General features: G+C 65.0%; 23 protein-coding genes. 13 read left to right on the top strand and 10 right to left on the bottom strand.

Annotated features, from left to right (window positions below; translation table 11 throughout):
• Positions 1-17 precede the first annotated feature (17 nt).
• Both AC0L3B_RS24955 and mdlC read left to right on the top strand, forming a co-directional pair.
• Positions 18-866, top strand: a complete 849-nt coding sequence (locus tag AC0L3B_RS24955; RefSeq protein WP_204512288.1) for an HTD2 family dehydratase — start codon at positions 18-20, stop codon at positions 864-866.
• Positions 867-978: 112 nt separating this feature from the next.
• The gene (gene mdlC / locus AC0L3B_RS24950; RefSeq protein ID WP_473381167.1) at positions 979-2,601 is read left to right on the top strand and encodes a benzoylformate decarboxylase; all 1,623 of its coding nucleotides are present in this window, start codon (positions 979-981) and stop codon (positions 2,599-2,601) included.
• A gap of 60 nt (positions 2,602-2,661) precedes the next feature.
• On the opposite strand, the gene AC0L3B_RS24945 is transcribed toward mdlC, so the two are convergent.
• Both AC0L3B_RS24945 and trhA read right to left on the bottom strand, forming a co-directional pair.
• A complete protein-coding gene (locus AC0L3B_RS24945; protein ID WP_018453681.1) occupies positions 2,662-3,456 on the bottom strand; it encodes an SDR family oxidoreductase in 795 nt (264 codons plus the stop codon).
• Between the two features lie 56 nt (positions 3,457-3,512).
• The gene (gene trhA / locus AC0L3B_RS24940) at positions 3,513-4,208 is read right to left on the bottom strand and encodes a PAQR family membrane homeostasis protein TrhA (protein WP_018453680.1); all 696 of its coding nucleotides are present in this window, start codon (positions 4,206-4,208) and stop codon (positions 3,513-3,515) included.
• 184 nt (positions 4,209-4,392) lie between these two features.
• Between trhA and AC0L3B_RS24935 the strand changes: the two genes are divergently transcribed.
• Both AC0L3B_RS24935 and AC0L3B_RS24930 read left to right on the top strand, forming a co-directional pair.
• A complete protein-coding gene (locus AC0L3B_RS24935; RefSeq protein WP_204512291.1) occupies positions 4,393-5,862 on the top strand; it encodes a YcjX family GTP-binding protein in 1,470 nt (489 codons plus the stop codon).
• Complete coding sequence (locus AC0L3B_RS24930) at positions 5,859-6,887, top strand: YcjF family protein (protein ID WP_247489379.1); 1,029 nt, start codon at positions 5,859-5,861, stop codon at positions 6,885-6,887. Before AC0L3B_RS24935 ends, AC0L3B_RS24930 begins: the two co-directional genes overlap by 4 nt.
• A 193-nt stretch (positions 6,888-7,080) precedes the next feature.
• Here AC0L3B_RS24930 and AC0L3B_RS24925 read toward each other — a convergent pair whose 3' ends face one another.
• Positions 7,081-8,646, bottom strand: a complete 1,566-nt coding sequence (locus tag AC0L3B_RS24925; protein WP_368509069.1) for a glycosyltransferase family 39 protein — start codon at positions 8,644-8,646, stop codon at positions 7,081-7,083.
• A 225-nt stretch (positions 8,647-8,871) separates the two neighbouring features.
• Between AC0L3B_RS24925 and AC0L3B_RS24920 the strand changes: the two genes are divergently transcribed.
• The 4 genes from AC0L3B_RS24920 to AC0L3B_RS24905 all read left to right on the top strand — a co-directional run bounded on the left by AC0L3B_RS24920 (position 8,872) and on the right by AC0L3B_RS24905 (position 12,669).
• Positions 8,872-10,605: an adenylate/guanylate cyclase domain-containing protein gene (locus AC0L3B_RS24920; RefSeq protein WP_473381166.1), complete on the top strand. Its 1,734-nt coding sequence runs from the start codon at positions 8,872-8,874 to the stop codon at positions 10,603-10,605.
• Between the two features lie 135 nt (positions 10,606-10,740).
• Positions 10,741-11,940, top strand: coding sequence for a SorA family sulfite dehydrogenase catalytic subunit (gene sorA / locus AC0L3B_RS24915; protein WP_473381165.1), 1,200 nt, complete (start codon positions 10,741-10,743; stop codon positions 11,938-11,940).
• 11 nt (positions 11,941-11,951) lie between these two features.
• On the top strand, positions 11,952-12,260 hold the full coding sequence (gene sorB, locus AC0L3B_RS24910) for a SorB family sulfite dehydrogenase c-type cytochrome subunit (protein ID WP_085384418.1): 309 nt from the start codon (positions 11,952-11,954) through the stop codon (positions 12,258-12,260).
• Between the two features lie 208 nt (positions 12,261-12,468).
• A complete protein-coding gene (locus AC0L3B_RS24905) occupies positions 12,469-12,669 on the top strand; it encodes a cold-shock protein (RefSeq protein WP_007596519.1) in 201 nt (66 codons plus the stop codon).
• Positions 12,670-12,838: 169 nt separating this feature from the next.
• Here the strand turns inward: AC0L3B_RS24905 and AC0L3B_RS24900 are convergent, their stop codons facing one another.
• Positions 12,839-13,300, bottom strand: coding sequence for an Lrp/AsnC ligand binding domain-containing protein (locus tag AC0L3B_RS24900; protein ID WP_018453673.1), 462 nt, complete (start codon positions 13,298-13,300; stop codon positions 12,839-12,841).
• Positions 13,301-13,414: 114 nt separating this feature from the next.
• Between AC0L3B_RS24900 and putA the strand changes: the two genes are divergently transcribed.
• The 3 genes from putA (at position 13,415) to AC0L3B_RS24885 (ending at position 18,572) form a co-directional block, all read left to right on the top strand.
• On the top strand, positions 13,415-16,414 hold the full coding sequence (putA, locus tag AC0L3B_RS24895; RefSeq protein ID WP_473381164.1) for a bifunctional proline dehydrogenase/L-glutamate gamma-semialdehyde dehydrogenase PutA: 3,000 nt from the start codon (positions 13,415-13,417) through the stop codon (positions 16,412-16,414).
• Positions 16,415-16,527: 113 nt separating this feature from the next.
• Positions 16,528-17,733, top strand: a complete 1,206-nt coding sequence (locus AC0L3B_RS24890; RefSeq protein WP_473381163.1) for a CaiB/BaiF CoA transferase family protein — start codon at positions 16,528-16,530, stop codon at positions 17,731-17,733.
• Positions 17,734-17,924: 191 nt separating this feature from the next.
• Positions 17,925-18,572 carry a glutathione S-transferase family protein gene (locus tag AC0L3B_RS24885; RefSeq protein ID WP_085349571.1) on the top strand — a complete coding sequence of 216 codons (648 nt, stop codon included), beginning with the start codon at positions 17,925-17,927 and terminating at the stop codon, positions 18,570-18,572.
• 9 nt (positions 18,573-18,581) lie between these two features.
• On the opposite strand, the gene AC0L3B_RS24880 is transcribed toward AC0L3B_RS24885, so the two are convergent.
• The 6 genes from AC0L3B_RS24880 to AC0L3B_RS24855 all read right to left on the bottom strand — a co-directional run bounded on the left by AC0L3B_RS24880 (position 18,582) and on the right by AC0L3B_RS24855 (position 23,809).
• The gene (locus AC0L3B_RS24880) at positions 18,582-18,746 is read right to left on the bottom strand and encodes a hypothetical protein (protein ID WP_007596528.1); all 165 of its coding nucleotides are present in this window, start codon (positions 18,744-18,746) and stop codon (positions 18,582-18,584) included.
• 27 nt (positions 18,747-18,773) lie between these two features.
• On the bottom strand, positions 18,774-20,321 hold the full coding sequence (locus tag AC0L3B_RS24875; protein ID WP_473381162.1) for a hypothetical protein: 1,548 nt from the start codon (positions 20,319-20,321) through the stop codon (positions 18,774-18,776).
• Between the two features lie 93 nt (positions 20,322-20,414).
• Complete coding sequence (locus tag AC0L3B_RS24870; RefSeq protein ID WP_018453668.1) at positions 20,415-21,389, bottom strand: hypothetical protein; 975 nt, start codon at positions 21,387-21,389, stop codon at positions 20,415-20,417.
• Between the two features lie 269 nt (positions 21,390-21,658).
• On the bottom strand, positions 21,659-22,156 hold the full coding sequence (locus AC0L3B_RS24865; protein ID WP_018453667.1) for a TPM domain-containing protein: 498 nt from the start codon (positions 22,154-22,156) through the stop codon (positions 21,659-21,661).
• Between the two features lie 3 nt (positions 22,157-22,159).
• The gene (locus AC0L3B_RS24860; RefSeq protein WP_473381161.1) at positions 22,160-23,068 is read right to left on the bottom strand and encodes a TPM domain-containing protein; all 909 of its coding nucleotides are present in this window, start codon (positions 23,066-23,068) and stop codon (positions 22,160-22,162) included.
• Positions 23,069-23,200: 132 nt separating this feature from the next.
• Positions 23,201-23,809 (bottom strand): LemA family protein, encoded by a 609-nt coding sequence (locus tag AC0L3B_RS24855; RefSeq protein WP_018453665.1) that lies wholly within the window; start codon positions 23,807-23,809, stop codon positions 23,201-23,203.
• 184 nt (positions 23,810-23,993) lie between these two features.
• Between AC0L3B_RS24855 and AC0L3B_RS24850 the strand changes: the two genes are divergently transcribed.
• Together AC0L3B_RS24850 and AC0L3B_RS24845 are read left to right on the top strand one after the other, a co-directional pair.
• On the top strand, positions 23,994-24,848 hold the full coding sequence (locus tag AC0L3B_RS24850) for an enoyl-CoA hydratase (RefSeq protein WP_473381160.1): 855 nt from the start codon (positions 23,994-23,996) through the stop codon (positions 24,846-24,848).
• 5 nt (positions 24,849-24,853) lie between these two features.
• The gene (locus AC0L3B_RS24845) at positions 24,854-26,002 is read left to right on the top strand and encodes an acyl-CoA dehydrogenase family protein (protein WP_473381159.1); all 1,149 of its coding nucleotides are present in this window, start codon (positions 24,854-24,856) and stop codon (positions 26,000-26,002) included.
• Positions 26,003-26,016 lie beyond the last annotated feature (14 nt).

Raw genomic sequence — 26,016 nt, 5'->3', positions numbered from 1 at the left:
AACAAGCGCGAGGCGTCATGACCGAGAAGCTCGACATCGACCATCTCAGGCAATGGATCGGCCGCAGCGAAGAGGCAACCGACACCGTCACCGCGCAGCTCGTGAAGGGCCTGCGCGCGACGCTGTTCCAGGAGGTCGGCGCGCCCAAGCCGGGCGACGCGGCGCCGTTCACGGTGCATTGGTGCCTGGCGCAGCCGGTGTTTCCGATGTCGATGCTCGGCCCCGACGGCCACCCCACCCGCGGCGGCTTCCTGCCGCCGGTGCCGCTGCCGCGCCGGATGTGGGCCGGCGGCGAGATCGAGTTCCTGCAGCCGCTGCGCGTCGGCGACGAATCGACGCGGAGCTCGCGCATCGCGGACGTACAGGTGAAGACCGGCTCGACCGGCACGCTGTGCTTCGTCTCGGTCGAGCACAGCATCTCCTCGCCGCGCGGCATCGCCATCCGCGAGCGGCAGGACATCGTCTATCGCGAGATGACGACGGCGTCCGCGCCGGCAAAGGCGCCGCCTCCGCCGCCGAAGGCGCAGCATCGCCAGACGCATGTCTCCGATCCCGTGCTGCTGTTTCGTTATTCCGCGCTGACCTTCAACGGCCACCGCATCCATTACGACCGCGACTACGTCACCAAGGTCGAGGGATATCCGGGCCTGATCTTCCACGGGCCGCTGCAGGCAACGTTCATCATCGAGATGGCGGCGAAGCTGCACGGCGGCAAGCCGCCGAAGAGGTTTACTTATCGCGGGGTGCAACCGCTGTTCGAGGGCAGCGAGTTTTCCATCAACGCCAACGAGACCGCTGATGGCATGGAGCTGTGGACCGCGAACGCGGAGGGGCAGCCGACGATGAAGGGGACCGCGGTGTGGTGATACACTGCTGCTAGACCCTCACCCTGAGGAGCGAGGCCACCAGCCGGGCCTTCATCCTTCGAGACGCGCGAAGACGCGCTCCTCAGGATGAGGAATTAGAGGAACGGAAACCATGGCGAAGAACGGCAAGACCGGCAGCAAATCCGTCACCGTCAAGCAGGCGACGCTCGACCTGCTGCGCTCCTTCGGCATCAAGAAGGTATTCGGCAATCCCGGCTCGACCGAGCTGCCGTTCCTGAGCGACTGGCCCGACGACATCGACTACGTGCTCGCGCTTCAGGAAGCCTCCGCCGTCGGCATGGCCGACGGCTATGCGCAGGCGACGCGCAATGCCGGCTTCGTCAATCTGCATTCGGCCGCCGGCGTCGGCAACGCGCTGGGCAACATCTATACCGCGCATCGCAACCAGACGCCGCTGGTGATCACCGCGGGCCAGCAGGCACGCTCGATCCTCCCCTTGCAGGCGTTCCTGTATGCGGAGCGTGCGTCCGAATTCCCGAGGCCTTATGTGAAGTACAGCGTGGAGCCGGCGCGGCCCGAGGACGTTCCGGCCGCCATCGCGCGCGCCTATTACACCGCGATGCAGCCGCCATGCGGGCCGACCTTCGTCTCGATCCCGGTCGACGACTGGGCGCATGCGACGGCTCCCGTCGAAGCACGCAAGGTTAGTCGCGAGATCGGGCCCGAGGCTGACGCGATGAAGGCGCTGGTCACCGCGCTCGGCTCGGCCAAGCACCCTGCCCTCGTCGTCGGCCCCGGCGTCGATCGCGCCGGCGCTGTCGACCTGATGGTGCGCGTGGCCGAGAAGGCCAGGGCCAGCGTCTGGGTCAGCCCGTTTTCGGCGCGCTGCTCGTTCCCGGAACGTCATCCCCAGTTCGCGGGTTTCCTGCATGCCTCGCCGGCGCAATTGTCGGACGCGCTGCGCGAGCACGACCTCGTCGTCGTGATCGGCGCGCCCGTATTCACCTTCCACGTCGAAGGCCACGCCGCGATCTTCGATGGCGGCGCGACGATCTTCCAGATCACCGATGACCCCGATGCCGCGGCGGTGACGCCGGTCGGCACCAGCATCATCGCGACGATGAAGCCGGCGCTCGCAATGCTGCTCGACCTCTTGCCGGAGAGCAAGCGCGCGGCACCGAAGGGGCGAACGCTGCCGCCGGCGCCGCAAGCCGCCGATCCGTTGCCGGTCGAATTCCTGCTGCATTCGCTGTCGCAGGCGATGCCGGACGGCGCGTCGCTGGTCGAGGAAATCCCCTCGCACCGGCCGGCCATGCAAAAGTTCATGCCGATGCGCGGCCAGGACAGTTTTTACACCATGGCGAGCGGCGGCCTCGGCTACTCGCTGCCGGCCGCGGTCGGCATGGCGCTCGGCAAGCCGACGAGCCGCACGGTGTGCCTGATCGGTGACGGCTCGGCGATGTATTCGATCCAGGCGCTGTGGACCGCCGCGCAGCGCAAGCTGCCGCTCACGATCATCGTCATCAACAATTCCGGCTACGGCGCGATGCGCTCGTTCAGCCAGGTGATGCAGGTGAGGAACGTGCCGGGACTCGAGTTGCCGGGGATCGATTTCGTGCGGCTGGCCGAGGGCATGGGCTGCCATGCGGTGCGGGTGAGCAAGGCGGCCGAACTGGGCGAGGCGCTCAAGCGCGGGATGGCATTCGAAGGGACGAGCCTGGTGGAGGTGGTCGTGGATTCGGCGGTGCCGGTGCTGTACGGGCAGAAGCATTGAGGGCCGACGGTCGTCCTGGCGAAAGCCAGGACGACACCGGAGGTCGTGGCAGGCCCCTTCCTACGTCCCGAAATCTTCCCGCATCTTAGCCTGGATCTTGGCCATGCCGCCGATCCAACGGTCGTAATTCTCGGTCTTCTTGCGCATGTAGCCGAGCACCTGCGGGTGCGGCAGGATCAGGAACGTCTCCTGATCGAGACCGGCGAGCACGTCCTTGGCGACCTGCTCGGGCGAGAGGTCGCCGTCGCCGGATTGCGGGCCTTTGGGGATCGAACGCAGCATGTTGGTGTCCACGCCCTGCGGGCAGAGGATCGAGACACGGATGTTGTGCGCCTTGTGCGAGATCGCGAGATTTTCGGCAAAGCCGACCGCGGCATGCTTGGTGGTGGAGTAAGCCGGGCTGCCGACCTGCGACAGCAGGCCGGCGGCCGAGATCGTGTTAAGGAAATAGCCGCCGCCGCGCGCCTTCATGCGCGGGATCAGATGCCGCGCCGCATAGACATGCGCCATGACGTGGATCGCCCAGCTACGCTGCCAGGGCTCATCCGAGGCGCCGCCGGCATTGACCGACATCGGGTCGAAGCCGCCGCCGATGCCGGCATTGGAGCAGAACAATTCGATCGGGCCGAACTGACGCTCGGTCTCCTCGATGACGTGGGAAATATCCTTTTCCTGCGCGACATCGCATTTGAAGGCCGCGCCATCCACCGTGGCCGCGACCGCCCGCGCGTTGTCCGCGTCCATGTCGGCGACGACGACCTTGGCCGCACCCGCCTTGTGAAAGGCTTCGCACAGCGCCTTGCCGATGCCGTTGGCGCCGCCCGTGACGACCACGACCTTGCCGGTCACCTGCATGCGACGTCTCCTCTTGTCTTATACCGTTTTGGCTTATTGCGCTTCGCGGAGCTTGCTCAGCTCAACACGAGGTCGAGCACCGCGGTATAATGGCACGCCGCGCCGGCCAAGACAAAGCCGTGCCAGATCGCATTCTGGAAGCGCAGCCGCCGCCAGGCATGAAAGATCACGCCGAAGCTGTAGAGCAGTCCACCCGCAAGGACGAAGCCCAGCACCAGCGCAGGCAGCGCCTTGACCACGGAATCGTAGAGCATGATGCCGCTCCAGCCCATCGCTAGGTAGATCCCGACCGCAACGCGGTCGAACCGGCCGGGGTAGAGAAGTTTCAGCACGATGCCGAGGAGCGCCACGCACCAGACGCCGGCGAGCAGCACCAGCGCGAACCCACTGTCCTTCACCTCCAGGATGAACGGCGTGTAGGTCGCCGCGATCAGGAGATAGATCGCCGAATGGTCGAAGCGCCGCAGCAGCCATTTGGCCGGCGAGACTGGCCACAGATTATAGGTCGCCGACAACACCAGCATCGAAAGCAGGCCGGCGACGTAGATCGAGACGCCGACGATGTCGGTCGCGTCGGCAAAGAGCACCGTCAGCACCACCAGCACGGTCGCGGCAATGATGCCGCAGAGCACGCCGATCGCGTGGATCACGCCGTCGGCGATCAACTCGGCGCGGTCGTAATGCCAGCCGACCGCGTCGGCGGCTGCGTGGACGGAGGAGGATGCGAGCTGTTTCAATTGGAAGACGGTCATGGCAATCCGCAAGGTGAGTTAATACCCTCTTGTATGGGTGTTTCGGGATCGGCGCGTCGTTCAAACGGCTGATTTGCCGACAAAGACGGTGGAAGTATGAAGCTTGATTTTCCTCAGGCAGTTGCCACTTTTGTGATTAGTCCTTTTTGCCTATCCGCCCTCGCCCGGGATTCCCAACGTTCATATGGCATTTAGTTTCCAGGATATGATCGAGGAGGCGCGCCTGTCGGCTCGGGCGCTGATCGACTACGGCGAGCATTTCTTCAATCCGACGGTACGATTGGGGGTTACCGGCCTGTCCCGGGCCGGCAAGACGGTGTTCATTACCGCGCTGATCCACGGCCTCACCCGTGGCGGCCGGTTTCCGGTGTTCGAGGCCTATTCATCCGGGCGGATCGCGCGGGCGCATCTGGCGCCGCAGCCGGACGACGCGGTGCCGCGCTTTGCCTATGAGAGCCATCTGCGCGCGCTGATCGAGGAGCGGCGCTGGCCGAACTCGACTGTCGACATCAGCGAGCTCAGGCTCCTCATCGACTACCAGCGCCAGAACGGCGCCGACCGCACGCTGACGCTCGACATCGTCGACTATCCCGGCGAGTGGCTGCTCGACCTGCCGCTGCTTCAGAAGAGTTTTGAGCAATGGTCGGCCGAAAGTCTCGCCTTGTCACGCGAGGCGCCGCGCGTCCATCTTGCCGCGGATTGGCACGCGCATCTCGCAACGCTCAAGCCCGAGGCGCGCGAGGACGAGCAGGCGACGCTGACGGCCGCAAAGCTCTTCAGGGGCTATTTGCAAGGCTGCCGCGATGAGCGGTTTGCGATGAGCCTGCTGCCGCCCGGCCGCTTCCTGATGCCGGGCAATCTCGCCGACACACCGGCGCTGACCTTTGCGCCGCTCGACGTACCCGCGGGTGGCCAGGCGCCGGAGGGATCGCTGTGGGCGATGATGGTGCGCCGCTATGAGGCCTACAAGGACGTCGTGGTGCGGCCGTTCTTCCGCGATCATTTTGCCCGGCTCGATCGCCAGATCGTACTGGCCGACGCGCTCGCCGCGTTCAACGCCGGCCCCGAAGCGCTGCACGATCTCGAAGCCGCACTCGCGGGCATTCTCGACTGCTTCAACATCGGCCGCAGCACATTCCTCTCCGGCCTGTTCCGGCCGCGGATCGACCGCGTGCTGTTCGCGGCGACCAAGGCGGATCATCTGCATCATTCCAGCCATGACCGGCTCGAGGCCGTGCTGCGCCGCGCGGTCACCCGCGCCGTTGCGCGCGCGGAAAATACCGGTGCGGCGATCGACGTCGTCGCGCTCGCCGCCGTCCGCGCCACGCGCGAGGCGCAGGTCGCGCATGGCCGTGACAAATTGCCGTCGATCTTGGGAACGCCCGCCGCGGGCGAAAGCGCCGGCGGCGAATTCTTCGACGGCAGCACCGAGGTGGCAACCTTTCCGGGCGACCTGCCCTTGGATCCCGAGCCGTTGTTCAACGGCACCGACGCATTCCGCGGCCTCTCGACCGAGGCCGCCGGGAAGAGCGATTTTCGCTTCCTGCGCTTCCGTCCGCCGAAGCTCGAACGTGAGGGGGCCGACCACCCGGCGCTGCCTCACATCCGCCTCGACCGTGCCTTGCAGTTCCTGATCGGAGACAAATTGTCATGAACGACCGATCGAAGCCACGGCGACCGGCGACGTTCCGGCTCGACGACCCCGGCGTCGTCGTCACCGAGGCCGACGAGACGACCCGGCTCGGCCGTACCACCATCCAGATCACGCCGGAGCCCGATCCGGCGAATTTGCCGGTGCCAATCGCAGCGACGCTTCCGGCGCGGCGCGGCTTTCCCTGGGGCGCAATGTTCTGGTCCGGCGTTGCCGGGCTGACGCTGCTCGGGGTCGGGCTCGGCGTCGTCCGTCTGATCGAGGATCTGTTTGCGCGCAGCGACAGCCTCGGCTTCGTCGGACTGGCGCTTGCCTTCGTCACCGCGCTTGCGCTCGCGGTGGTGACCGGACGCGAGGCTTTCGGGCTGGCGCGGCTGGCAACGATCGAAAAGCTGCATCAGCGCGCAGCCGCTGTTCTTGCCAGCGACGATCGCAAGGAGAGCCGCATCATCGTGCAGGATCTGCTCAAGATCGCGCACCAGAACCCGCAGCTCGCGCGCGCCCGTGCCGCCCTGGAGAGCCACGCCGGCGAGATCATCGACGGCGCCGACATGATCCGGCTCGCCGAGCGCGAATTGATGTCGCCGCTGGACATCGAGGCGCGGCGGCTGGTGTCGTCAGCAGCGCAAAAAGTCTCGATCGTCACGGCGGTGAGCCCGCGAGCGGCGATCGACGTGATGTTCGTGTTCATCGTGTCGCTGCGCCTGATCCGCCAGCTCGCTTTCCTCTATGGCGGCCGGCCCGGCGCGCTCGGCATGATCCGCCTGCTCCGCCATGTCATCGCTCATCTCGCCATCACCGGCGGCATGGCGGCGAGCGACAGCCTGGTGCAGCAGATGCTCGGCCACGGCATTGCGGCGAAGCTGTCGCAGCGGCTGGGCGAAGGCATGCTAAATGGATTGCTGACGGCGCGGCTCGGCCTCGCCGCAATCGACGTCACACGACCGCTGCCGTTCGCCGCACTGCCGCCGCCGAAGCTGTCGGACCTCGCGACGGATCTGCTGCGGAAGAAGGACGAGGAAGAGTAGAACGCCATCTTGCGCGGCGGACTCGTTTTCCCCTCTCCCCTTGCGGGAGAGGGCGGCTCGCCGCAGAGCGGCGAGACGGGTGAGGGGTTCTCTCCGCGCGCGCCTCTCGCAGTCGTCTTAGCGGATAGAGACCCCTCATCCGGCGCTTCGCGCCACCTTCTCCCGCAAGGGGAGAAGGAAGAAGGCCGCCTTGCTAGGCGAGCGTACGCCGCTCAAACTCGCCCGCCAGCACGCGCCACCGGAACAGCGGCGAGTCTTTCGGCGGCGACAGCTCCGGGGTCCAGCCGGTGAGCTTTTCCAGCGTGTACGTGTCCATCACGAGACCGCGCCAGCGGCGCTCGACCTGACCGAGCGGCTCGCGCTTGGCGGGGATGTTCTCCCACAGTGATGAGCGATTGTCCGGCTCGCGCCCGACATAGATGCCGACGTGGCCCTTGATCCGGTCCATGCCCGGATCGCGAAAGTCCTGGAAGCGGCCGCGCTCGTTGATCTCGATCACCGGCACCCGGCCCCTGAACAGCCAGCGCATCATGGCATAGGTGCGGTAGTCCGTGGTGGCGATCCAGGTCGCGCCAGTCTCGTCCAATGCGGCCTGTGCGCGCGCGGCGACCTGCTCGTAACCGGACTCGGCACCGATCGGATCGATCTTGCCAAGTAAATTCCAGGGCGCGGCGACGTAGTAGAGGAACACGATGACGACAAAGGCGGTGCCGGAGACCACCGCCGTGTTGACCCAGAACAGCGACGATCTGATCATCCGCGCCGACCATTTTTCACGCGACAGCATGGTGAGGTTGACAGCGGCGGCGGCGAAACCGACCGGCCACATGAACATCGGCCAGGTGTCGCCGACGCGGAGGGTCAGCGATTTCCCCAGGAAATAGAGAAACGGCACCAGGACCGCGGTCGACAGCAAAATCGCGACCGGCTCGCGCGTGCTATAGCCGCGCCACGCCGTCAGCACCACCCCCGTCAGTACCACCGGCAGCATGACGAAGCCGACCAGTCCGAATTGCAGGCCGATGTAGTCGCCGAATGTGCGGAGCGAGATGCCGTAGCTGGTGGTGGCGCGCACACCCTGGAAGCGAATCGCGGCCCAGTCGTGCTGCACGTTCCAGATCAGGACCGGCGAGAACACGGCGATTGCGATCAGGACCGCGAGATAAGGATAGGGGCTGCGCAACCAGCGCCAGCGCCAATCCGGCACCAGCAGAAAGGCGGCAACCGCCGGTGCGAACATGATCACGGTAAATTTCGACAGCATCGCGAGCCCGGCGAACAGGCCGGCCGCGAGCCACCAGCGGCCGTCGCCGCCCTGCGCGAGCCGCACCAGGCACCACATCATTGCCACCGCAAACGGGATCATGGCGACATCGGGCGCGACCTTGGCCATCAGCAGTCCGTAATAGAGCGCGGCCTCCGGCATCAGCACCGCGAGCACGACGGCGCGCACATCATGAGTGAGGCGGCGGACGATGTCCGCGAGCAGGAGCTGCGTCACCAGCATCGCGACGATGCCGCCGAAGCGCACACCGAGTGTGGTGTCGCCGAAGATCGCAGTACCGAACCGGATCAGCCAGGCGATGCCGGGGGGATGATCCAGGAAGCTGAGCGCCGTCTCCTGCGACCAGGTCCAGTAATAGGCCTCGTCCGTGCGCAGCTCGATGGCCGAGGCGTAGACGATGCGCAGCAGCGTCATCGCGGCGATGATCGCCGCGGCCATGACGAGCGGCCGGCGCGCCGCGCCGGCGGGAAGCATCGTGATGTCGGGAGCTGTCCTCACGGCGGCGCTTTTCGCCAACCTGAGAGGGGGAGTCAATGTTGGGTACCGTCGTCCCGGATCCGCGTGCGCCCCCGGGGGTGCTTGTCCAGGACGACACGGAGATTGCGGCAGCTTGCCGCGCATGTGATCGGGCGCGCTATCCACCCCCGGAATTAAACGCGACGCTGGCTGTTCTCCTTCATGAACTGATACAACAGAATCATGGCCGCAACCGCATCCACACGATTTTCCGATCTTTCCCGCGCCATCAGCGTACGCCAGGTGCGGCTGGTTTGCGGTGTCATCCTGTTCGCCTATGTGGTCAGCCATTTCCTCAACCATGCGCTCGGCAACATCTCGGTCGATGCGATGGAGATCGGGGTCTACTACCACATGCTGTTCTGGCAGTTCCTGCCGGTTGCGATCGTGTTCTACACGGCGGCGCTCACGCATATGGGGCTCGGCATCTACGCGTTGTATCAGCGCCGGCAGTTCCGTTGGCGGACGGTCGAGCCGCTGCAGCTCGTGCTGGGCTTGAGCATCCCCGCGCTGGTCATGGCGCATGTGATCGGGGTGCGGCTCGGTCAGACGCTTTACGGACACCAAAAACTCTATCCGCAGGAACTCTATCTGTTCTTCGTCGCGTCGAACCGTATCTGGACCATGACGATCCTGCTGCTCATCGCCTGGGTGCACGGCTGCATCGGCATCTATTTCTGGCTTCGCCTCAAACCGTTCTTCACGCGCGCGGCGCCCTATCTGCTCGCGGCTGCCGTGCTGATCCCGACGCTGTCGCTGCTGGGTGTCTACCAGGGTGGCCGCAGCGTCGAGGTCGAGGCCGACGACGGGGAATGGCGGACGCACAATCTCACGCGCCGCCAGCTGGGCACCACGGCAGAGGCCGCGATGCTCGACCGCATCACCGGCGGCCTCACCGCCGGCTATCTCGGACTGCTCGCTTTGGCGCTGCTGGCGCGTGGCGCGCGCGCCCTGCGCGAGCGGCGCGGCGGCATGATCGCGCTGTCCTACGGCAACGGCAAGACGGTGCGCGTCCCCAAGGGCCTCTCCGTGCTGGAAGCGAGCCTGCGCCACAATGTGCCGCATGCCAGCGTCTGCGGCGGCCGCGCCCGCTGCTCGACCTGCCGCATCCGCATCATCGGCGATCATGGCGCCCTGCCCGAGCCGTCGCAGCGCGAGGCGTTCGTGCTCACCCGTGTCGGCACCAGTGACCCCTCGATCAGGCTGGCCTGCCAGCTGCGGCCGACGTCGGATCTCTCCTTCTTCCAGCTCTTCACCGCGCATACCCTTTCGGCGAACACAAAGGCCTCGACGCCTGCCAGAATCGGCCAGGAGCGCTATCTCGTCAGCCTGTTCGTGGATATGCGCGGCTCGACGCAGCTGGCCGAGAAGCGGCTGCCGTTCGACACCGTGTTCATCGTCAACCGCTTCCTCGGCGCCGTCTCGCAGGCTGTGATCGAGAATGGCGGCCAGCCGAACCAATTTGTCGGCGACGGCATGCTGGCGCTGTTCGGACTGAGCGCCGATCCGCAAACCGCCTGCCGGCAGGCGCTGAAGGCCGCCGCCGGCATCGCCAGGCATATCGATGAGCTCAACGAGCTCCTGTCCCACGATCTACGCCAGCCGATCCGCTTCGGCATCGGCATCCATGGCGGCGAGGTCATCATCGGTGACATCGGCTATCGCGATCACATCGTCTTCACGGCGCTGGGCGATGCTGTCAACGTCGCGGCCCGCCTCCAGGACATGACCAAGACGCTGGCCTGCGAAGCGATCGTCTCGGAGGAAGTCCGCCGGACCGCCGGCCTTTCCGACGATGCGCTGCCGCAGCAGGAGGTCGCGATCCGCGGCCGCGACGAACCGATGGCCGTGCGTGTGGTTGCGGACGCGAGGGAGCTGTCCGCGCTCGTCGATCGCGGCGAACGCGTCGCGGCGTAACACCGGCTTGCTGCAACGCAGCGGCATGGGCCTGCTGCGAAAGCACGAATTGACTTCATCTGAGTCGTTGCGACAGATGAGTGAGAGATCGCGGTGATGACCGTGATCCAACGAAAAGCTCCGGGAGGAGACCACATGTTCGATCGACGCGACCTGCTCAAAGGAGCGGGCCTTGCCGCTGTTGCGACTGCACTGAACTCGACCAAAGCGCTGGCACTCGACACCGTCGCCCTGCCCTTTGCCAATGGCGAACGGCCTTTGGTGAAATATCCGCAGAAGCGGCCGATGATCGGCCTGACCAGCCGCCCGCCGCAGCTCGAGACGCCCTTCGCGGTGTTCAACGACGGCCCGATCACGCCGAATAACGCGTTCTTCGTGCGCTATCACCTTTCCGACCTGCCCTACAATCTCGACCCCGACAAGTTCACCCTCGAGGTCAAGGGCAAGGTCGACAAGCCGCTCAAGCTGTCGCTGAAGGACATCCGGAAGATGAAGGCGACCGAGATCGTCGCCGTCAACCAGTGCTCCGGCAACAGCCGCGGCTTCCTGGATCCGCGCGTGGCCGGCGGCCAGCTCGCCAACGGCGCGATGGGCAATGCGCGCTGGCGCGGCGTGCCGCTGAAGGCCGTGCTGGCGATGGCGGGCGTGCAGAGCAGCGCCAAGCAGGTCACCTTCAACGGCATGGACGGTCCGGTCAGCGACAAAACGCCCGATTTCGTCAAGGCGCTCGATATCGATCACGCCAACGACGGCGAGGTGATGCTGGCCTATGGCATGAACGGCGAAGACCTGCCGTTCCTCAACGGCTTTCCGCTGCGCCTGATCGTGCCCGGCTATTTCGGCACCTATTGGGTCAAGCACCTCAACGAGATCACCGTCGTCGACAATGTCTATGACGGGTTCTGGATGAAGTCGGCCTATCGCATTCCGGACACGCCGAACAATGCGGTCGAGCCGGGCACCGCGCCGAAGGCGACGATCCCGATCAACCGCTTCACCATCCGTTCCTTCATCACCAGCGTCCCCGACGGAGCCAAGCTGAAAGCAGGCGGCACGACGCTGCGCGGCATCGCCTTCGACGGCGGCAAGGGTATCAAGGAGGTCGCGGTCTCCACCGACGGCGGCAAGACCTGGACCAACGCCAGGCTCGGCAAGGATCTTGGCAAATACTCATTCCGTGAATGGACGCTGCCGGTGAAGCTCGCGGCGGGCTCCTACGAGCTCAAGGTGCGCGCCACCGGCAATGGCGGCGAAACCCAGCCGGATACGCCGCGCTGGAATCCGGCGGGTTACTTGCGCAACGTCGTCGAAACCGTCCGCGTCACCGTGGCTTGAGGGGAATGATCATGCAGCGCACCGTTTTCCTCGCCATCACGCTCGCCCTCGCCGCCGTGGTGGGTTCGGCACTTGCAGCACCGGTCAATTACAAGACCCCCGATGAGGTCGCGGCGTTCAAGCCCGGGCCCAATCTCGAAGTCGTGCAGGGCAATTGCAGCGCCTGCCACTCCGCCGACTACATCAACACGCAGCCGCCGATGAAGGACAAGAAAGGTTTCTGGCAGGCCGAGGTGACCAAGATGATCAAGGTCTATGGCGCCCCCATCGACGATGCCGATGTCAGCAAGATCGTCGATTATCTGGCCGCGACTTATTGACGGATGGCGCGCGGCGCGCCGACCAAGTGACCGCGAAAAGGGCAAATCCGGCAAAAACGCCGCGAAGTTGAGCGGAATTCGCCGAAATGCCGATGTGGTTTGAGCTACCAAGCCAGCCACATTCCGCGTATCGTATTAGGACCGAACCGGCCGGTTGGCGGGGACTGGCGGTTCGAGATCTCGGAGGAAGACCCGCGGAGAAGTCGTGATGGCTAAAGGTACGGTCAAGTGGTTCAACCCGACGAAGGGTTATGGATTTATCCAGCCTGCGTCGGGCGGCAAGGATGTGTTCGTGCATATCTCGGCAGTGCAGAAAGCCGGTCTGTCGTCCCTGAACGAAGGACAGACGGTGGAATATGAAGAGATCGCAAACCGAGGCAAAAGCTCCGCAGAGAACCTCAAAGTATAAGCCCGCCGGCTTTTGCTAACTCCCGGATCAATCCGGGAGCCGGGCCAAGAAATTTTAGAAGACGGTCAGTGCACTCGACGACAGGCGTTGCGATTGCACACGGCAAGCTATTTGCCCGCGAAGACCGCCCATTGGACGCCACAGCAATGACAATCGCGACGGCACTTCGTTAGTCCACCGGCAATGGTGCGTCGCGCTTGATCTCCTCCATCACCGCATAGGTTCGCGTTTCGCGCACGCCGGGCATCGACAACAAGGTCTCGCCGAGGAAACGTCGATACGCAGCCATGTCTGCCAGCCGCGCCTTCACAAGATAGTCGAAGCCGCCGGCGACCATGTGACACTCCAGCACCTCGGGCGCGAGCTTCACCGCGCGGGCAAAACGCTCGAAATTGTCGGGCGTGGTCTTGTCGAGCAGCACTTCGACAAACACCAGGAGGCCGAGGCCGAGCCGGTGCGGGTTGAGCCGCGCGCCATAGCCCTCGATAAAGCCCTCTCGCTGCAAACGCTTCAGCCGTTCGCCGATCGAGGTCGGCGACAGCCCAATGCGCTCCGCGAGCTCGACATTGGCGATTCGCCCGTCCTGCTGCAAAATCGAGAGGATCTTCCGGTCGGTTCGATCTAATTCCATATTCCGTAAGGTCAAATGACTGGGCGGCTTCATTTTCTAAGCCGAATGAGCTAAATTGTCTATCGAGCTAAGGTAGCGTGGGCATTATCCTGAATTGAAGCCACAGGACACGCCATGCCGAACATTCCGCCTCCCTTCTCCGCCGCCTACGCGCCCGATGACGCCGATATCGCCGCGCGCCTTTTGCCGTCTGTGCATCTCGGCCCGCCGCAGGAGGCGCGGATCGATCGCACCGCGACGCGGCTGATCGAAGCCATCCGCAAGCGCGACGACCGGCTTGGTGGAGTCGAGGATATGCTGCGGGAATTTGCGCTCTCGACCAAGGAAGGGCTGGCCTTGATGGTGCTGGCCGAGGCCCTGTTGCGCGTGCCGGACGCGCGCACCGCCGACCAGTTCATCGAGGACAAGCTCGGCGAGGGCGACTTCATCCACCACGAGACCAAGTCCACCGCCTTCCTGGTCAACGCCTCGGCCTGGGCATTGGGCCTCTCGGCGCGGGTGATCCAGCCCGGCGAGACGCCCGACGGCACCATCGGCCGGCTGGTGAAGCGGCTGGGCGCACCCGCCGTGCGCACCGCCACGCGCCAGGCGATGCGGCTGATGGGCAATCATTTCGTGCTGGGGGAGACCATCGCGCAGGCCCTGGAGCGGGCCCAGCCGCGCTCCGGCGAGAGGGCGCGCTATTCCTTCGACATGCTCGGCGAAGGCGCCCGCACCGCCACCGATGCCAGGCGCTATTTCGACGCCTATGCCAGTGCCATCGAGACGATCGGCAAGGCGGCGGGTCACCATCCCCTGCCCGACCGGCCCGGCATCTCCGTCAAGCTCTCGGCGCTGCATCCGCGCTTCGAGGCGATCAGCCGCGACCGCGTGATGGCTGAGCTGGTGCCGCAATTGCTGGACCTGGCGCAACGCGCCAAGGCCCATGACCTCAATTTCACCGTCGATGCCGAGGAAGCCGATCGTCTGGAGTTGTCCCTCGACGTGATCGCGGCAACGCTCGCCGATCCCTCGCTTGCCGGTTGGGACGGATTTGGCCTCGCGATCCAGGCCTATCAGAAGCGCGCCGGCGACGTGATCGACTATGTCGATGCGCTCGCCCGGGCGCATGACCGCAAGCTGATGGTGCGGCTGGTCAAGGGCGCCTATTGGGACACCGAGATCAAGCGCGCGCAGGAGCGCGGGCTCGACGGCTATCCCGTGTTCACCCGCAAGGCGATGACGGATCTGAACTACGTCGCCTGCGCTCAAAAGCTTTTGAGTCTGCGGCCACGCATCTTCCCGCAATTCGCCACCCATAACGCGCTGAGCGTCGCGACCGTGCTGGAGCTTGCCGGTGCGAACGGCGGCTTCGAATTCCAGCGCCTGCACGGCATGGGCGAGGCGCTCTACGAGCAGCTCGCCAAGGATCACCCGGAGATCGCCTACCGCACCTACGCCCCGGTCGGCAGCCATCGCGACCTGCTCGCCTATCTGGTGCGGCGACTGTTGGAGAACGGTGCCAACTCCTCCTTCGTGGCGCAAGCGTCCGATTATCGCGTGCCGGTTACGGCGCTGTTGCAGCGCCCGGCGGATGCCATCGTCCGGCCGCAGCACGCGGCCCATCCCAAGATTCCGTTGCCGGCCGACCTGTTCGCGCCGGAGCGGCGCAATTCGCGCGGCGTCGAATTCGGCGCGCGCGCCGCGCTCGACCGGTTGCTGACGGAGGTCAAAGCCGAGACGATCGACCTCAAGCCGATCGCGGACGCAACGCCGGATCAGGCCAATGCGGCAGTGGCTGCGGCGCGCGCCGGCTTTGCCGCCTGGAGCCGGACACCCGCAGCCACGCGCGCGGCGGCGCTGGAGCAGGCCGCGCATCTTCTGGAGAACCGCGCGCCCCATTTCATAGCGCTGCTGCAACGCGAGGGCGGCAAGACGCTCGACGATGCGCTGTCGGAGCTGCGCGAGGCCACCGACTTCTGCCGCTATTATGCCGCGCAGGGTCGCAAGCTGTTCGGCAACGATGTGGCGATGCCGGGCCCGACCGGCGAGAGCAATGCGCTGGCCATGCGCGGCCGCGGCGTCTTCGTGGCGATCTCGCCATGGAATTTTCCGCTGGCGATCTTCCTCGGCCAGGTCACGGCGGCGCTGATGGCCGGCAACAGCGTGGTGGCCAAGCCCGCAGAGCAGACCCCGCGCATCGCGGTCGAGGCGGTGCGGCTGCTGCACGAGGCCGGCATCCCCGCAAGCGCGTTGCACCTCGTCACTGGCGACGGCCGCATCGGCGCCGCACTGGCCGCGCACCCCGATATCGGTGGAATCGTCTTCACCGGATCGACCGAGGTCGCGCGCAGCATCAACCGGGCGCTGGCAGCCAAGGACGGGCCGATCGTGCCGCTGATCGCGGAGACCGGCGGCATCAACACCATGATCGCGGATGCGACCGCGTTGCCAGAGCAGGTCGCGGACGACGTCGTCACCTCGGCGTTTCGTTCCGCCGGCCAGCGCTGCTCGGCGCTGCGGCTGCTGTTCGTGCAGGAGGACGTAGCCGACCGCATGATCGAGATGATCGCGGGCGCGGCGCGCGAGTTGAAGATCGGCGATCCAAGCGACGTCGCGACCCATATCGGGCCGGTGATCGATGTCGAGGCCAAGCAGCGCCTCGATGCGCACATCGCACGCATGAAGAGAGAGGCGCGGCTGCACTTTGCCGGCACCGCGCCGGAGGGCTGCTTCGTGGCGCCGCACATCTTCGAGCTTGGGGATGCCGGCCAGCTCACCGAGGAGGTGTTCGGCCCGATCCTCCACGTCGTGCGCTATCGTGCGGAAAATCTCGAACGCGTCCTGCAAGCGATCGAGCGCACCGGCTACGGGCTGACGCTCGGCATCCACTCCCGCATTGACGATACGATCGAGGCGATCGTCGACCGCGTCCAGATCGGCAACATCTACGTCAACCGCAACATGATCGGTGCCGTGGTTGGCGTGCAGCCGTTCGGCGGCAACGGCCTGTCCGGAACCGGCCCGAAAGCCGGCGGCCCGCACTACCTCGCGCGCTTTGCGACCGAGCAGACCGTGACGATCAACACCGCAGCAGCCGGCGGCAATGCTGCCCTGCTCGCAGGGGATGAGTGAGGCGCGGCGAGGAGCGTTGCATCCCGCCGAAACATCGGTCTAATGCTGCCGTGACGTGGCCCTCGCCAATTCCAGCGCGCGGGATACAACACGAGTGAGGGAGCAACGCCGCAATGGAAAAGGGCATTTTTGCAGGGCTCAAGGTGCTGGATTGCGCGAGTTTCATCGCAGCACCAGCGGCCGCGACCGTGCTGTCGGATTTCGGCGCCGATGTCGTCAAGATCGAGCCGCCCGGCGCCGGCGATCCCTACCGCAATCTGCCCAACATTCCGGGCTATCCGACCAGCGAGCACAATTTCGCCTGGCTGCTGGAGGCCCGCAACAAGAAGAGCATCGCGCTCGACCTCGCAAAGCCCGAGGCGCAGGCCGTGCTCTACAAGCTGGTCGAAGAGGCCGACGTCTTCATCACCAACATGCCGCCGCCGGTGCGCACCAAGCTCGGCATCACCTATGACCATCTCGCCCATCTCAATGATCGCCTGATCTACGCCTCGTTCACCGGTTATGGCGAGAAAGGCGAAGAGGCCAACAAGCCCGGCTTCGACAGCAACGCCTATTGGGCGCGCTCCGGCCTGATGGACCTCGTCCGCGCCGACACCGACACGACGCCAGCCCGCTCGGTCGCCGGCATGGGCGACCATCCCTGCGCCATGGCATTCTACGGCGCGATCGTCACCGCGCTGTACCAGCGCGAGAAGACCGGCAAGGGCTCGCACGTCGCCTCCAATCTGATGGCGAACGGCGTGTGGGCTGCGAGCGTGCTGGCGCAGGCAAAGCTCTGCGGCGCAAAATTCGCCGAGCGGCGGCCGCGCGAACGCGCATTGAACGCGGTCGCCAACCACTACCAGTGCAAGGACGGCCGCTGGCTGATCCTGTCGCTGCTGAGCGAGGAGAAACAGTTTCCAACGCTGGCCAGGTGTCTCGGCCGCGAAGATCTCATCACCGACCCGCGCTTTGCCACCAAACCCGACCGCCACGCGCGCTCCGTCGAGCTGATCAAGATCTTTGACGAGACCTTCGCGACCAGGGATCTCGCCGAATGGCGCAAGATCCTCGACGGCAACGGACTGGTGTTTGGCATTGTCGGCATTTTGGACGACATCCCGAACGACAAGCAGATGCTCGATAACGATGTGCTAGTGCCGTTCGAGAACGACACCATGCTCACCATCTCCAGCCCGATCTGGATCGACGGCGCCAAGAAAGTGCAGCCGCGCAAGCCGCCCGGCGTCGGCGAGCACAGTGACGAAATTTTGCGTGGCGCGGGATACGACGACGCCGCGATCAAGCAGCTGCGGTCGCAGGGGGCTGTGGGGTAAGAGAGGCGGCGGTGCTACATCCCACGCTGTCGTCCCTGCGAAGGCTGGGACCCATATCCCAGAGTGAGAGTTGTCGCGCAAAGCCGACAACTCCGAGTCCTCGCCAAACCACATTCGGTGGTTATGGGTCCCGGCCTTCGCCGGGACGACGACGTAGATCGTTTCAACAATCACAGTCATCGCGAGGTCCCATGCCCAGCTACCGCCTGCACTACTTCCCCGAATCCGGCAACAGCTACAAGCTGGCGCTGATGCTGACACTTTGCGGCGAGAGATTCGAGCCGGTCTGGACCGACTTTGTCGGCGGCGTCACGCGCACGCCGGAATGGCGCAAGAGCGTGAACGAGATGGGCGAGATTCCCGTGCTCGAAATCGACGGTGTGAAGATGACGCAGACCGCGCCGCTCCTGCTCAAGCTTGCCGAGCAGTTCGGGCGTTTCGGTGCCGAGACCGAGGAGGAAAAGTTCGAGCTGCTGCGCTGGCTGTTCTGGGACAACCACAAGCTCACCGGCTACATGGCGACCTACCGCTTCATGCGCGCCTTCACACAAAACAACGATCCGCAGGTGCTGAAACATTTTCGCCGGCGCCTCGAGGATTTTCTCGGCATTCTCGACGGTCATCTCCAGCACAATCAATTCGCGATCGGAACCAGGCCGACCGTCGCCGATATCTCGATGATGGCCTATCTGCACTATCCGAGCGACGAGCACGGCTTTGATTTCGCGGAAAGCTATCCCGCCATTCACGCCTGGCTTGGCCGCATGGCCGCGCTGCCCGGCTGGAGGCCGGCCTACGAGCTGCTGCCCGGCAAGCGGATGACGAATTACGCGAAGTGAGGGCGCCGACTACTTCAGCGCCAGCCAGCCGAGCGTGAACAGGATTCCGCCGATGATGACGACGACCGCGACCGCCCAGGTGCTGACGCGGATGCTGCCGGTAACCTGCTTGGCCTCTTCATTCTGCGCGATCTCGCGATTGCGCTCCTTGTTGGCTTCGCTGGAGTCCGTCATGGGTCATCCAAACCGGTTCGAGACAGCCTAACGCGTCTTGATGAAGCACATGCCGATGCGGCGCGAAGCCGCGGCAGCTTGACAGGTCAATCCTTTAGCACAGCTCCATGACGTAAAACTCCTGTCGGTCGATCGCGATCCCGCATTTTCCAGGGAACAATGCGCGCCCCAGCCGTCCTGATATTCGGTCCCCGCCAGCTCAGTGCTGCCGCGGGTCTGCGGCCGGCTGGCAAATCCACGTGAGAAATCAGGACGTTTGCCTGCGGCCATCGCGGTCAGGATGTCACGGCGGCGGACCTGGTCGCCAAGAAAATGCGGCGAGGCCGGCACGGTGGTCGAGTTGGACGGCTTGTCCGCAAGCCAATCAACGCCCGGGAAGTGAAAGCCGCCGATGCCGCGGGTCTGGTGGCAGCCGGCGCAGGTGACGTCATTGAGGCGGCGCTGGAAGCCCGCGACCGAGCGGACGTTCTGCATGTCCCCGCGCGCGGCAGCTTGCTTCAACGCACCAACAACGTCGTTGTCGGAGAAGACCGGCTCGCCCTGTCCCTCTCCGTTGCCCTCCCCTTGCACCATCCCGAACTCCGGCTGCAACGGAGAAGCATCGAGGCCGGCTGGCGTCGGCACGATTGCAGCCTTGGCCAGGAATTTCTCGGGGATCAGCACCGTACCGCGATCGAAGTCGCGAAGATGATCGGGCGCGAGCAGCCAATCCCTGAAGTCGCGCCGGAGATCATTGTCAGCGAGAATGCGGTCGCGGTCGATCTGGTTCTCCAGCGTCGATTCCTCAAACGTCTTCGAGGCGGCGTCGTACTTGAACACCTTGAGCAGATAGTCGGAGCGGAAATCGTGCAGCGCCGATTTCGCCGCAACTGAGATCTGAATGTTGGTCTCGATGCGATCGAGCATCGCATCGTAAGGGAAGAAGTCGCTGCCGATCAGCCCCTGCCAGTCGCCATTGCCGAGCCAGCGTCGCGCGACCTCGGCGCAGGTGATCGGCTTGCCGTTCCCGTCCATCTGGCGCACGTCGCGCGCCTTCATCACCAGATTGAGCGTCATCGGCAGCCGCGTGGCTGTCCTGCCGCCATCCGGTTTGGTCTCGAAACGCACAAGACGATAGATCAGCCTGATCTCGCCGCAGGAGTCTTCCGAGACATAGGCCCGGTCCATGCGGTTGACGATGCCGGCCAGCACGAAACGGGTGTCGCGGGATTTCAGATTGGCGCGATCGAACAATTGTACGTCGAAGCCCTCGCCGACGCCGATGGTCTCGGTCGGATATGCCGCCTTCTGCTGGGCGACGTAGCGATCGATCTCCGCCTCGATCGCGGGAGGAATCTCCTTGAGCTGCGACAACCACGAAAACATCAGATCGGTCGTCAGCGGAAAGTTCGCGTTCCGCTCCGGCCACAACAGGCGCGAGATCGTGAGCGCATCGTGCTGGTCGAGCTCGCGCAGGAGATCGGGATCGGTGATCGCCGTGCCGCGTGCCAGTTGCGCGTTCTCCGCGGCCAACAACGACACGATGCCGCCGAAAAATACGGCGGCGGCAACGAGAATTCGCAAGGCGCGGCTCATGCCTCAGGTAACACCGCGCAGGGACGGCTATTCAAGCAAAAAGGCGCTTCACATCGTGGTGAAGCGCCTTTTCGGAAATCGGATATGGGCCGCTCAGCGCGCGACGATCAGCCCCTTGCTGGTGACGACGACCCAGCGGCCGTCCTGACGGCGGATCGCATCGACACGGCCAACCCCTGGGATGGGGTCACCGGCATACACCTCGTAGAGGCCACCGCGGCCCTCGACCAGTGCGCCGCCGTTGGAGACGTCGCGCAGCACCCAGCCTTCGACCGTCGGCAACCGGCCGACCTCGGTCTTGGGTGCGACGGGAGCCGGCGCAGCTGCGGCGGTTGCAACCTGGGTCGGTGCGATCGAACCAGTGGTCTCCTTGGCGGGCACGGCGGCTGCGGCCTGGACGGGCGCCGCGGGCGGGGTGGCGCGGAGCTTGTCGACCGTCTCGGACAGCTTTGCGATCTTGGCCATTGGCTCGGCCTGCGCCTTCTCGAGCTTGTCGAGGCGGTCGTTGGTCCGGTTGAACTGGCCGAGGCCGGTCTTGGAGGTATGCTCGACGTTGGCTTTGAGCGCGACGACATCGGCATCAATCCGGGCGACCGAGGATTCCAGCGCGCTGGTGTCGGCAACCTGTGCCGGCGCGGAGCTTGCGAAGTGCATCATCCCTGCGGTCGCGAGCGCGCCGCTGATGGCGCCGACACTGGCTGCAATCGCCACTACCGCGGCCATCGCCGACAGGCGGCGCGCGCCGCCGCTCTCGCGCGGCTCGTCCGCCTTCACATGCGGCGCAAACTCCTCACGGTCCCAGGACCGCTCTGCGGGTGCCATGACGATGAGCTTGCCGGGCTTTGGCTCGGACTTGGTCTCGGCTTTGGGCTCAACCTGGGCCTCGAACTTCGGCACCTCGATCCGCGGCGGCTCAATCTCGATCGGATCAGGCTTGGGCGGCGCCTCGTGGTCAGGGGCAATCGAAGGGGCCTCGATTCCCGCAGACTCGACGGCCTGCGGCGCGGTCGCGGCGGCTTCGACGACGCTCGTCTGCTCACCGGTCGTTTGGGCAGCCTGCTCAGCCATTGGTTCGCTCACAGCTCAAATACTCCACTCTGGATTGACCTTTTGGTAACTTTCATTGCTTGCGAAATCCTTACTTCGGGACCCGCTTACCGAAATTTTAGGGAGTCATCCGGGGCCGAATTGGGCCGGGAACGTGGAACCGGTGTGGCGGGTATGAAGCAATTTGTAACCGGGCGAAGATGAACGGCCGCGCAACGGACAGGGTCTGCCGCCCCCACGTGGTCAACGACGGGCGTGGATGACGCCCGCTCTGTCCACATCACTGTCCGTCACATCAGCACCGGTGCATCCGGCAGCTCGTTGGGGTGCGGGCCGCTTGACGGAAAGTGCTTTGTCAGCTCCCGGGACACCGCCTCGATGCCGCCGATCACGCCGCGCTCGAACTGCCCCGACCTGAACTCGACTTCCATGGCGCGGCAGATGCTCTCCCAACGCTCGCCACCAACCTTCGCATCGATACCGCGGTCGGCGATGATCTCGACATCGCGGTCGGCGAGCAGGAGATAGATCAGGACACCATTGTTGTGCGCGGTGTCCCAGATGCGCAGTTGCGAGAACACGTCAAGCGCGCGCTCGCGCGCCGGCTGGTTGCGAAACAGCGGGCCGCCGTCGAGCGCGCCTTCCACCACGAAGCGGAGCTGGCCGGAATGGCTGGCTTCGCCGCGCTTGATCGCCTGCTCGATGCGGCCGAGCACGCCCTTCGGGAACACCTGCTTGGCACGCCAATGGTGCTGGAGCAGATGCCGGGTGATGCGCCTGATGCTCATGACCTACCAGCTCCCCGAGGCGCCGCCGCCGCCAAAACTGCCGCCACCACCGCTGAAGCCGCCGCTCGACGACGACCCGCTGCTCCAGCCGCCGGATGACGAGCCGCTCGACCACGAGCCACGACGCGAGGACCCCGTGCCCGATCCCGCCCCAAACAGATCGGCGATAAACGTCAGGACAGCGCCGAGCACACCGACGCCCAGTCCGATGACCGCTGAGCCGATCACGAACCAGGCGAGGACACCAACGATCGCTCCCGTTATTCCCGAACCGAACAGCCGCCCGAACATGGAGCGCAGGATGCCTCCGATGACCAGCGGGCCGAACAGCAGGAAGTAGAAAAGCGGCTCGACGTCGTTCCAATCGCCGAAATTCACGCTGCGCGAGGGCGTCGGCAGCGGCTCGCCGTCGATGACGCGGATCATGCGGTCGACGCCCGCCGTGATGCCGCCGGCGAAATCGCCGCTCCTGAATTTCGGCCTGATGGCTTCATCGATGATGCGCCGCGACGTGACGTCGGTGAGCGCGCCCTCGAGGCCGTAACCGACCTCGATGCGCAAATGCCGGTCGTTCTTGGCCACAACGAGGATGGCGCCGTCGTCGACCTTCTTGCGTCCGATCTTCCAGGCCTCCGCGACGCGGATCGCGAATTGCTCGATGGTCTCCGGGTCCGTCGTCGGCACGATCAGGACGGCGATCTGGCTGCCCTTGCGCATCTCGAAGTCCTGCAGCTTTTGCGACAGCGCGGCGATGTCGCCGCTGGAGAGCGTGCCGGTCTGATCGACCACGCGGCCGGTCAGTTGCGGCACGGCGACATCGGCTGAGGCGGGGAGCGCAAAGGTGAACAGGAGCGCGAAGACGAGGACGAATGCTGAGAAGCCCAAAACGGCACGCCACAACATCGTTGTCATCGCCCGCGAAGGCGGGCGATCCAGTATTCCAGAGGCAGCAGTGATTGAACCGTGAAGCCGCGGCGTACTGGATTCCCCGCTTTCGCGGGGAATGACGGTGGTGGGTGGGGCATGCATCGGGGTCGAAGGCACTTACTTCGACGGCGCGGGCGCCGGATTGAAATCGACCTTCGGCGCGGTCGAGATTTCCTTCTCGTTCGCGACCGTGAAGTTCGGCTTTTCCTTGTAGCCGAACATCATCGCCGTGACGTTGCTCGGGAACGAACGGATGGTGACGTTATAGTCCTGCACCGCCTTGATGTAGCGGTTGCGCGCCACCGTGATGCGGTTCTCGGTGCCTTCGAGCTGCGACATCAAATCCTTGAACAGCGCATCCGACTTGAGCTGGGGGTAGTTCTCGGTGACCACGAGCAGCCGCGACAGCGCGCCGGAGAGTTCGCCCTGGGCGGCCTGGAATTTCTGGAATGCGGCGGGATCGTTCAGCACCTCGGGCGTCGCCTGGATGCTGCCGACCTTGGCGCGGGCATTGGTGACGCCGAGCAGCACGTCCTTCTCCTGCTGCGCAAAACCCTTCACCGAGTTGACGAGGTTGGGCACGAGATCGGCGCGACGCTGATACTGGTTCACGACCTCGGACCAATTGGCCTTGATCTGCTCGTCCTCGCTCTGGATCGCGTTATAGCCGCAATTGGTGAGGCTCAACGAGGCCAGCGCCGCCAGCACGGTCAGGATCTTGCGCATCAAATTTCTCCCGGTGGAATCGGGCGCAAGCTACCAGATTGCGCGCGCGAGATGCCAGACATCTTGCGTCCCGGCCGTGGCCTGTGAAAAGCAGCCGATGTACGCAAGCCTCTTGCTTAATCCTGGCTGTAATAGTCAACTTGAGGGAACAATAATGCCAGGTCGGGAACGCCAGGGGAACGCGATGAGCTCGTTCGAGACCATCCTCGTGGAGAGGCCGGAGCCGGCGATTGCCCGGGTCGTGATGAACCGGCCCGACGCGCGCAACGCGCAGAACCTGCAAATGACCTACGATCTCAACGCCGCCTTCGACGAGGCGGTGCAGGACGACGCGGTCAAGGTGATCATTCTCGCCGGCAATGGTCCGCACTTCTCCTCAGGCCATGACCTGCGACCCGGCAGCAAGAATGAAGCGGGCGTGGATTTTCCGCCAATCGGAAATTGGGGCGGCTTCGCTGAATCAAATGCTCATGGCCGCTTCGCGCGCGAGCAGGAAATCTATCTCCAGATCACGCGGCGCTGGCGCAACCTCGCCAAGCCGACCATTGCAGAGGTGCACGGCAAATGCATCGCGGGCGGCCTGATGCTGGCCTGGGCCTGCGATCTCATCGTCGCCAGCGACGACGCGCAGTTCTGCGATCCCGTGGTCACCATGGGTGTCTGCGGCGTCGAATGGTTCGTGCATCCCTGGGAGCTCGGCCCGCGCAAGGCCAAGGAATTTCTGTTCACCGCCGATAGCTGGAGCGCGCAGGAGGCGCATCAACTCGGGATGGTCAACCGGGTCGTGCCGCGCGCAGAGCTGTCATCCGCCGTGCTGGCGCTGGCGCGCAAAATCGCGTCAAAACCGTCCTTTGCGCTGAAGCTGACCAAGGAAGCCGTGAATCGTTCGGTTGACGTGATGGGCCAACCGGCTGCAATCGACCAGGCCTTTGCGCTGCATCAGCTCTGTCACGCGCATAATCTTCAGGAATTCGGCATGATCGTCGATCCATCGGGCCTACACCCCTCCATCCGCAAGCCGCCGGCCGCCGCGGAGTAGACAGGATGGATCTCAATCTCAGCGACGAGCAACGCCTGCTGCGCGAAAGCGCGGAGCGCTTCGTGGCCGAAAGCTACGATGCCGATCACCGCCGCAAGATGGCGAACGATCCGCTCGGCTTCAGTCCGGCGGTGTGGAAACAATTCGCAGAACTGGGCTGGCTGGCGCTGCCGATCGCGGAGGAGTGTGGCGGGCTCGGCGGCAGCGCGGTCGAGATCGGCATTTTGATGGAAGCCTTCGGCCGCGGGCTTGTGTCGGAGCCGTATATCGCGTCGGTCGTGCTTGGCGCCGCGTTGATCGAGCGATGCGGCAGCATGGCGCAGAAGCAGGCCATCCTGCCGAAGATCGCGGACGGATCGTTGAAGCTCGCGCTCGCGCATTCCGAGCGCCCGGCGCGGTTCGATCTTGCTAGGGTCGCGACGACCGCGACCAAGACGGGCCAAGGTTGGCGCCTTGCCGGCAGCAAGATTGCCGTGCTCGATGGCCACGCCGCCGACGAGATCATCGTCTCCGCGCATATCCATGATCATCAGGGCTCCTCCGGCCGCATCGGCCTGTTCCTGGTGCCGGCGACAACTCCGAGTGTTGCGATCTCCGACTACGAGCGCCTCGGCGGCGGGCGGGCCTGCAACATCGAGCTGTCGGACGTGCAACTGCCGGAGGATGCCTTGCTCGGCAACGGGCATGACGCGCTGCCGGCAATCGAATGGGCTGTTGATCGCGCCATGGCTGCGCTTGGCGCCGAGGCCGTCGGCATCATGCAGGTACTGCTGGATACTACGCTGGAGTACACAAAAATCCGGAAGCAATTCGGCCGGCCGCTCGCCGCCAACCAGGTGATCCGCCACCGCCTTGCCGACATGGCGGTGCAGGTCGACGAAGCGCGCTCGATGGCGCTGCGCGCCGCGCTGAAGCTCGACGCCGATCCGGTCGAGCGCGCGCGGGCCGCGTCGGGCGCGAAGGCGAAGATCGGCAGATCTGCGCGCTTCGTCGGCGAGCAGTCGATCCAGCTTCACGGCGGCATGGGCGTCACCGAGGAGCTCGAGGTCGGCGCCTATTTCAAGCGGCTGGTCGCGTTCGACACGCTGTTCGGCGGCAGCGCCCACCATTATGGCCGCCACGCCCGGCTTGGCCGCGCCAGCGTGCCGGCCTGATACAAGGAGCGCAT

The sequence above is a fragment of the Bradyrhizobium sp. Kon56 genome (assembly GCF_055807635.1).
This window is presented reverse-complemented; position numbering and strand designations above follow the sequence as displayed.

Bases quoted from the DNA above. Each gene is read 5' to 3' on its own strand.
- AC0L3B_RS24905 (WP_007596519.1), top strand. From the start codon at position 12,469: ATGGCTAAAGGTACGGTCAAGTGGTTCAACCCGACGAAGGGTTATGGA.
- AC0L3B_RS24935 (WP_204512291.1), top strand. From the start codon at position 4,393: ATGGCATTTAGTTTCCAGGATATGATCGAGGAGGCGCGCCTGTCGGCT.
- AC0L3B_RS24875 (WP_473381162.1), bottom strand. From the start codon at position 20,321: ATGAGCCGCGCCTTGCGAATTCTCGTTGCCGCCGCCGTATTTTTCGGC.
- AC0L3B_RS24860 (WP_473381161.1), bottom strand. From the start codon at position 23,068: ATGACAACGATGTTGTGGCGTGCCGTTTTGGGCTTCTCAGCATTCGTC.
- AC0L3B_RS24890 (WP_473381163.1), top strand. From the start codon at position 16,528: ATGGAAAAGGGCATTTTTGCAGGGCTCAAGGTGCTGGATTGCGCGAGT.
- AC0L3B_RS24870 (WP_018453668.1), bottom strand. From the start codon at position 21,389: ATGGCTGAGCAGGCTGCCCAAACGACCGGTGAGCAGACGAGCGTCGTC.
- sorB (WP_085384418.1), top strand. From the start codon at position 11,952: ATGCAGCGCACCGTTTTCCTCGCCATCACGCTCGCCCTCGCCGCCGTG.
- AC0L3B_RS24885 (WP_085349571.1), top strand. From the start codon at position 17,925: ATGCCCAGCTACCGCCTGCACTACTTCCCCGAATCCGGCAACAGCTAC.
- AC0L3B_RS24955 (WP_204512288.1), top strand. From the start codon at position 18: ATGACCGAGAAGCTCGACATCGACCATCTCAGGCAATGGATCGGCCGC.
- AC0L3B_RS24865 (WP_018453667.1), bottom strand. From the start codon at position 22,156: ATGAGCATCAGGCGCATCACCCGGCATCTGCTCCAGCACCATTGGCGT.
- sorA (WP_473381165.1), top strand. From the start codon at position 10,741: ATGTTCGATCGACGCGACCTGCTCAAAGGAGCGGGCCTTGCCGCTGTT.
- trhA (WP_018453680.1), bottom strand. From the start codon at position 4,208: ATGACCGTCTTCCAATTGAAACAGCTCGCATCCTCCTCCGTCCACGCA.
- AC0L3B_RS24930 (WP_247489379.1), top strand. From the start codon at position 5,859: ATGAACGACCGATCGAAGCCACGGCGACCGGCGACGTTCCGGCTCGAC.
- AC0L3B_RS24855 (WP_018453665.1), bottom strand. From the start codon at position 23,809: ATGCGCAAGATCCTGACCGTGCTGGCGGCGCTGGCCTCGTTGAGCCTC.
- AC0L3B_RS24925 (WP_368509069.1), bottom strand. From the start codon at position 8,646: ATGCTTCCCGCCGGCGCGGCGCGCCGGCCGCTCGTCATGGCCGCGGCG.
- AC0L3B_RS24880 (WP_007596528.1), bottom strand. From the start codon at position 18,746: ATGACGGACTCCAGCGAAGCCAACAAGGAGCGCAATCGCGAGATCGCG.
- putA (WP_473381164.1), top strand. From the start codon at position 13,415: ATGCCGAACATTCCGCCTCCCTTCTCCGCCGCCTACGCGCCCGATGAC.
- mdlC (WP_473381167.1), top strand. From the start codon at position 979: ATGGCGAAGAACGGCAAGACCGGCAGCAAATCCGTCACCGTCAAGCAG.
- AC0L3B_RS24900 (WP_018453673.1), bottom strand. From the start codon at position 13,300: ATGGAATTAGATCGAACCGACCGGAAGATCCTCTCGATTTTGCAGCAG.
- AC0L3B_RS24850 (WP_473381160.1), top strand. From the start codon at position 23,994: ATGAGCTCGTTCGAGACCATCCTCGTGGAGAGGCCGGAGCCGGCGATT.
- AC0L3B_RS24920 (WP_473381166.1), top strand. From the start codon at position 8,872: ATGGCCGCAACCGCATCCACACGATTTTCCGATCTTTCCCGCGCCATC.
- AC0L3B_RS24845 (WP_473381159.1), top strand. From the start codon at position 24,854: ATGGATCTCAATCTCAGCGACGAGCAACGCCTGCTGCGCGAAAGCGCG.
- AC0L3B_RS24945 (WP_018453681.1), bottom strand. From the start codon at position 3,456: ATGCAGGTGACCGGCAAGGTCGTGGTCGTCACGGGCGGCGCCAACGGC.